This window comes from Pseudomonas sp. NPDC089392, assembly GCF_044749595.1.
In the GTDB taxonomy this organism is placed as follows: domain Bacteria; phylum Pseudomonadota; class Gammaproteobacteria; order Pseudomonadales; family Pseudomonadaceae; genus Aquipseudomonas.
In genome coordinates this window covers 34,553-41,019 of the sequence record NZ_JBIVIF010000050.1, presented here as the reverse complement: position 1 = coordinate 41,019, position 6,467 = coordinate 34,553, and the positions used below count along the sequence as shown (strand labels likewise).

The 6,467-nt window shown below is 63.2% G+C and carries 3 protein-coding genes; 2 read left to right on the top strand and 1 reads right to left on the bottom strand.

The annotated features are described in order from the left end of the window. The first annotated feature begins 712 nt into the window (after positions 1-712). Positions 713-2,131: an amino acid permease gene (locus ACIP1G_RS27810; RefSeq protein ID WP_346644727.1), complete on the top strand. Its 1,419-nt coding sequence runs from the start codon at positions 713-715 to the stop codon at positions 2,129-2,131. 175 nt (positions 2,132-2,306) lie between these two features. On the opposite strand, the gene ACIP1G_RS27805 is transcribed toward ACIP1G_RS27810, so the two are convergent. Continuing rightward, entirely contained in the window at positions 2,307-3,191 is an 885-nt protein-coding gene (locus ACIP1G_RS27805; RefSeq protein WP_400742868.1) for a LysR substrate-binding domain-containing protein, read from the bottom strand. A gap of 152 nt (positions 3,192-3,343) precedes the next feature. On the opposite strand from ACIP1G_RS27805, the gene ACIP1G_RS27800 reads away from it, so the two are divergent. Further along, on the top strand, positions 3,344-6,364 hold the full coding sequence (locus ACIP1G_RS27800) for an FAD-binding and (Fe-S)-binding domain-containing protein (protein WP_400742865.1): 3,021 nt from the start codon (positions 3,344-3,346) through the stop codon (positions 6,362-6,364). Positions 6,365-6,467: the final 103 nt, after the last annotated feature.

The window sequence follows — 6,467 nt, the reverse complement described above, 5'->3', positions numbered from 1 at the left end:
CCTGACCGGTGGTTTCCCCGAGCAGTGAAGCAACGACCGGCGAAGTACCCCATGCGCAAATGAAAATGCCAGTCAGCTTAACTGACTGGCATTAGCCTTCGGGCTGGTTTTTTTTGGCTGTAGGATTTTAGGGGCCGCAAAGCGGCCCCAAGATATTGAAGCAAAAGAATTTTTCGGACGACTGGCAAGTTCCCGAACCACCATGTAAAGAAATTTATACAAATTTGGCTGATTTCAGCCTCCATTTCAGAACAAGCCCATTTTTGTAAACAAACCTTGCCGCTGCCCAGTCGCATAAACCTCCGCGCCGGTGCTACCCACCCTTGCCCAAACCCCCGTCCCACGGTGTTATAGCCGCCATTGCCGTGTGCAAGAGCCCGTCCACAGAGCCTGGCTGACAAAACAACAAATGGAGGCGCCATGTACGCCGATCACTCCGCCTTTCAAGGCCCATACCACAGGATCGCTGCGTTTTTTCCGGAAGGAAGGACGCAACGCGTTGACGCCTGCGCGCTCGCAGGGGTATACAGTGCGCCGCGTTTTACCTGTGACCCCTTTGCGTACCGCGCACTCTTGCCCACACCCGGCTGATCCGCCCCGGCGGCACCCGCTGGCAAGAAACCCAAGGTAACCACCTTGCCCATTCCGCTGCGCCACGAGCGCGGTGGGTCCGATTCCGTCACAGATAAAAACAATGCAGGTGACTTCGTTCATGAGTGGACAAAACATGCATTCAGGCGAGCTCAAGCGGGGCCTGAAGAACCGCCATATCCAGTTGATCGCCCTCGGCGGCGCGATTGGTACCGGCCTGTTCCTTGGCTCGGCAGGCGTGATGAAATCCGCCGGCCCGTCGATGATCCTTGGCTACGCCATCTGCGGCTTCATCGCCTTCATGATCATGCGCCAGCTTGGCGAAATGATCGTCGAAGAGCCGGTGGCCGGCTCGTTCAGCCACTTCGCCCACACCTACTGGGGCGGTTTCGCCGGCTTCCTGTCGGGCTGGAACTGCTGGGTGCTGTACATCCTGGTGGGCATGTCGGAGCTTTCGGCGGTCGGCAAGTATGTCCACTACTGGTGGCCAGAGATCCCTACCTGGGTCACCGCAGCGGCGTTCTTCGTGCTGATCAACGCCATCAACCTGATGAACGTGAAGTTCTTCGGTGAGGCGGAGTTCTGGTTCGCCATCATCAAGGTCGTGGCCATCGTCAGCATGATCGGCCTGGGTGCCTACCTGCTGACCAGCGGCAGCGGCGGCCCGGAAGCCACCGTGGCCAACCTGTGGTCGCATGGCGGCTTCTTCCCGAATGGTGTCAGCGGGCTGGTAATGGCTCTGGCCTTCATCATGTTCTCCTTCGGTGGCCTGGAAATGCTCGGCTTCACCGCTGCCGAGGCCGACAAGCCGAAGACCGTGATACCCAAGGCGATCAACCAGGTCATCTACCGTATCCTGATCTTCTATGTCGGTGCCCTGGTGGTGCTGCTGTCGCTGACCCCATGGGACAACCTGGTCGCCAGCATCGACGCCTCCGGGGGCAGCTATGGCAGCAGCCCGTTCGTGCAGGTGTTCTCGCTGCTGGGCAGTGACGTGGCCGCCAACCTGCTGAACTTCGTGGTCCTGACTGCTGCACTGTCGGTGTACAACAGCGGTACCTACTGCAACGCCCGCATGCTGCTGGGCATGGCCGAGCAGGGCGATGCCCCGGCGTCGCTGGCCAAAGTCGACAAGCGTGGCGTACCGGTACGTTCGATCCTGGTGTCGGCTGCCGTGACCTTCGTTGCCGTGCTGCTCAACTACCTGATGCCGCAGAACGCCCTGGAGCTGCTGATGTCGCTGGTAGTGGCCACCTTGGTAATCAACTGGGCGATGATCAGCTACTCGCACCTGAAGTTCCGCCAGCACCTGGACCGTACCGGCCAGAAGCCGCTGTTCAAGGCCCTGTGGTACCCGTACGGCAACTATGTGGTACTGGCCTTCGTGGTGCTGATCCTCGGCATCATGCTGATGATCCCGGGCATCCAGGTTTCGGTGTATGCGATTCCGGTGTGGTTGTTTGCGATGTTCGTGATCTACATGGTCAAGCCGCGGCGCAAGATGAATGCCGGTGGGGCCGCTGGTACTGTGGCCAAGTAAGGCCTGGTTGGTGATAGAGGAACCCGAAGCCGGGAGACTGGCTTCGGGTTTTTTGTTGCCTGTTCGGGCCCTTTCGCGGGTGAACCCGCTCCTACGGGTATAGCGTTGCCCTCGGGTCCGGTGATCCCCCCGTAGGAGCGGGTTTACCCGCGAATAGGCCGGCACAGGCAAAAACTCATATCTGCTCCAGCAACCAGCTCCTGAATGCCCGCAACGAAGGCAACGCTTCATTCCTCGGCGGATAGATCAGGTAATAACTACGCTGGCTGGCAAACGCCCCCCCCGGGCTGTACAGCTCACCCTTGGCCAATTCCTCCTCCACCAATATGCGTGGCACCAGCCCGATCCCAATGCCGGCCCGCACCGCCTGGATCAGGTGCGAGGTCAGCTCGAAGCTTGGCCCCAAACGCATCGCCCGGTGCGCCAGGCTGTGGTGGGAGAACCATTCACCCCAGGCATGCGGGTTGTTGGCCACGTTCAGCAGCACCTCTTCACTGATCCGCGCCGGGCTCCAGCCCTGGCTGTCGGCGCCCGCTTCCGGCGGCAAAATCACTACCAGCTCTTCGGCGTGCAGGCGATGGCAGATCAGCCCCGGCAGGTCGTGGCTGGCCACGCCGATGGTGGCGTCGATCTCGCTAGTGTCGAAATTGATGGCTTCGATGCGCGAATGAATGTGCACCAGCATGCCCGGGTGGGCGCTGTAGAACGCATGCAGCCGCGGCAGCAGCCATTTCGAGCCGAAGGTGGGCAGGGTGGCCAGGCGCAAGGTGCCCACGCCGGATTGGTAGGCTAATGCTTGCAGTGTGGCGCTACGGATACGCCCCAGTGCCTCGCTCAGCTCGCGCTGGTACAGGCGGCCGACATCGGTCAACTGCACCTGGCGCCCTTCGCGGCGGAACAGGGTCAGGCCCAGTTGCTGCTCCAGCGCCTGGACCTGGCGGCTGACCGCACTCTGGGTCAGCGACAGTTCGGCAGCGGCGCGGGTATAGCTTTCATGCCGGGCCGCAGCCTCGAATGCCAGCAGCAGCGACATGGACGGTGTCAGGTGGCGGTAATTCATTCATAAAAGTCATTGATAGCGGCAGGATTATCCGTTTGCCCCTGGAGCCAAACTACAGGAACATTGGCCTATACGTCATCCCCGCATGTATTGACCCATGCCGGTACGACAGGAATCCCGTGAATTAGCCAATATCAAGAGGCCATCCTTCGATGATCGCCCAGCTGCCGACCGTTGCACCGAGCGCCAACTACCCCGAATTCCTCGAAGCCCTGCGCAACAGCGGCTTCCGTGGCCAGATCAGTGCCGACTACGCCACCCGTACGGTGCTGGCCACCGACAACTCGATTTACCAGCGCCTGCCGCAAGCAGCGGTGTTCCCGCTGGATGCCGACGATGTGGCGCGCGTCGCCACACTGATGGGCGAGCCGCGCTTCAAGGACGTCAAGCTGACCCCGCGTGGCGGTGGCACCGGCACCAACGGCCAGTCGCTGACCGATGGCATCGTTGTCGACCTGTCGCGGCACATGAACAACATCCTCGAAATCAACGTCGAGGAGCGCTGGGTGCGGGTGCAGGCCGGTACCGTCAAGGACCAGCTCAATGCCGCGCTCAAGCCGCACGGGCTGTTCTTTGCCCCCGAGCTGTCCACCTCCAACCGCGCCACCGTCGGCGGCATGATCAACACCGACGCCAGCGGCCAGGGTAGTTGCACCTATGGCAAGACCCGCGACCACGTGCTGGAGCTGCACAGCGTGCTGCTCGGTGGCGAGCGCCTGCACAGCCTGCCGATCGACGATGCCGCGCTGGAGCGGGCTTGCGCCGCGCCTGGCCGGGTTGGCGAGGTGTACCGCATGGCCCGGGAGATCCAGGAAACCCAGGCCGAGCTGATCGAAACCACCTTTCCCAAGCTCAACCGTTGCCTGACCGGCTACGACCTGGCGCACCTGCGCGACGAGCAGGGGCGTTTCAACCTCAACAGCGTGTTGTGCGGTGCCGAAGGTTCGCTGGGTTATGTGGTCGAAGCCAAGCTCAACGTGCTGCCGATCCCCAAATACGCGGTACTGGTCAACGTACGCTACACCAGCTTCATGGATGCCCTGCGTGACGCCAATGCGCTGATGGCGCACAAGCCGCTTTCGATCGAGACCGTCGACTCCAAGGTGCTGATGCTGGCGATGAAGGACATCGTCTGGCACAGCGTTGCCGAGTACTTCCCGGCCGACCCCGAGCGCCCGACCCTGGGCATCAACCTGGTGGAGTTCTGCGGCGACGAGCCGGCCGAGGTCAATGCCCGGGTGCAGGCCTTTGTCGAACACCTGCAGGCGGACACCAGCGTCGAGCGCCTTGGGCATACCTTGGCTGAAGGCGCCGAGGCCGTTACCCGTGTCTATGTCATGCGCAAGCGTTCCGTGGGCCTGCTGGGCAACGTCGAGGGTGAAGTGCGCCCGCAGCCGTTCGTCGAAGACACCGCGGTGCCGCCGGAGCAACTGGCCGACTACATCGCCGACTTCCGCGCGCTGCTCGATGGCTATGGTCTGGCCTACGGCATGTTTGGCCATGTCGATGCCGGCGTGCTGCACGTGCGCCCGGCACTGGACATGAAAGACCCGGCCCAGGCGGCTCTGGTCAAGCCGATTTCCGATGCCGTGGCGGCGCTGACCAAAAGCTACGGTGGCCTGCTGTGGGGCGAGCACGGCAAGGGCCTGCGCTCGGAATACGTGCCCGAGTACTTCGGCGAACTGTACCCGGCGCTGCAGCGCCTGAAGGGCGCCTTCGACCCGCACAACCAGCTCAACCCAGGCAAGATCTGCACCCCGCCAGGCAGCACCGAAGGCCTGACCCCGGTGGATGGCGTGACCCTGCGCGGCGACCTTGACCGCACCATCAACGAGCGCGTGTGGCAGGACTTCCCCAGCGCCGTGCACTGCAACGGCAACGGCGCCTGCTACAACTACGACCCCAACGACGCCATGTGCCCATCGTGGAAGGCCACCCGTGAGCGGCAGCATTCGCCCAAGGGCCGTGCCTCGCTGATGCGCGAGTGGCTGCGCCTGCAGGGTGAGGCCAACATCGACGTGCTGGCCGCAGCGCGCAACAAGGTGTCGTGGCTCAAGGGCCTGCCGGCGCGCCTGCGCAACAACCGCGCGCGCAGCCAGGGCCAGGAAGATTTCTCCCATGAAGTGTACGACGCCATGGCAGGCTGCCTGGCGTGCAAGTCGTGCGCCGGACAGTGCCCGATCAAGGTCAACGTGCCGGACTTCCGCTCACGCTTCCTCGAGCTGTACCACGGCCGCTATCAGCGCCCGCTGCGTGACTACCTGATTGGCTCGCTGGAATTCACCATTCCGTATCTGGCGCACGCACCGGGGCTGTACAACGCGGTGATGGGCTCGAAGTGGGTGAGCAAGCTGCTGGCCGACAAGGTCGGCATGGTCGACAGCCCGCTGATCAGCCGCTTCAACTTCCAGGCCACCCTGGCCCGCTGCCGTGTCGGCGTAGCCAGCGTGCCGGCCCTGCGTGAACTGACCCCGGCCCAGCGCGAGCGCAGTATCGTACTGGTGCAGGATGCCTTCACCCGCTACTTCGAGACGCCGCTGCTGTCGGCCTTCATCGACCTGGCCCACCGCCTGGGCCACCGGGTGTTCCTGGCGCCGTACAGCGCCAACGGCAAGCCACTGCATGTGCAGGGCTTCCTGGGGGCGTTCGCCAAGGCGGCGATCCGCAATGCCACCCAGCTCAAGGCCCTGGCCGACTGTGGCGTGCCGCTGGTGGGCCTGGACCCGGCGATGACCCTGGTGTACCGCCAGGAGTACCAGAAAGTGCCGGGCCTGGACGGTTGCCCGAACGTGCTGTTGCCGCAGGAGTGGCTGATGGATGTGTTGCCGGAGCAGGCGCCGACCGCGCCGGGCAACTTCCGCCTGATGGCGCACTGCACCGAGAAGACCAACGTGCCGGCCAGTACCAGGCAGTGGGAGCAGGTGTTCGCCCGTTTGGGGCTGAAGCTGGTGACCGAGGCGACCGGTTGCTGTGGCATGTCCGGTACCTATGGGCATGAGGCGCGTAACCAGGAAACCTCGAGGACCATCTTCGAGCAGAGTTGGGCGACCAAGCTGGACAAGGAAGGCGAGCCACTGGCGACCGGTTATTCGTGCCGTAGCCAGGTCAAGCGCATGACCGAACGCAAGATGCGCCACCCGCTGGAAGTGGTGTTGCAGTACGCTCAGCGCTGACCTTCAGGGCCCCGGGGGCTGCTTTGCAGCCCATTCGCGGGTGAACCCGCTCCCACAGGGACATCACCGGGCTTGAGGGCGGTGTTGTACCTGTGGGAGCGGG

Bases quoted from the DNA above. Each gene is read 5' to 3' on its own strand.
- ACIP1G_RS27810 (WP_346644727.1), top strand. From the start codon at position 713: ATGAGTGGACAAAACATGCATTCAGGCGAGCTCAAGCGGGGCCTGAAG.
- ACIP1G_RS27805 (WP_400742868.1), bottom strand. From the start codon at position 3,191: ATGAATTACCGCCACCTGACACCGTCCATGTCGCTGCTGCTGGCATTC.
- ACIP1G_RS27800 (WP_400742865.1), top strand. From the start codon at position 3,344: ATGATCGCCCAGCTGCCGACCGTTGCACCGAGCGCCAACTACCCCGAA.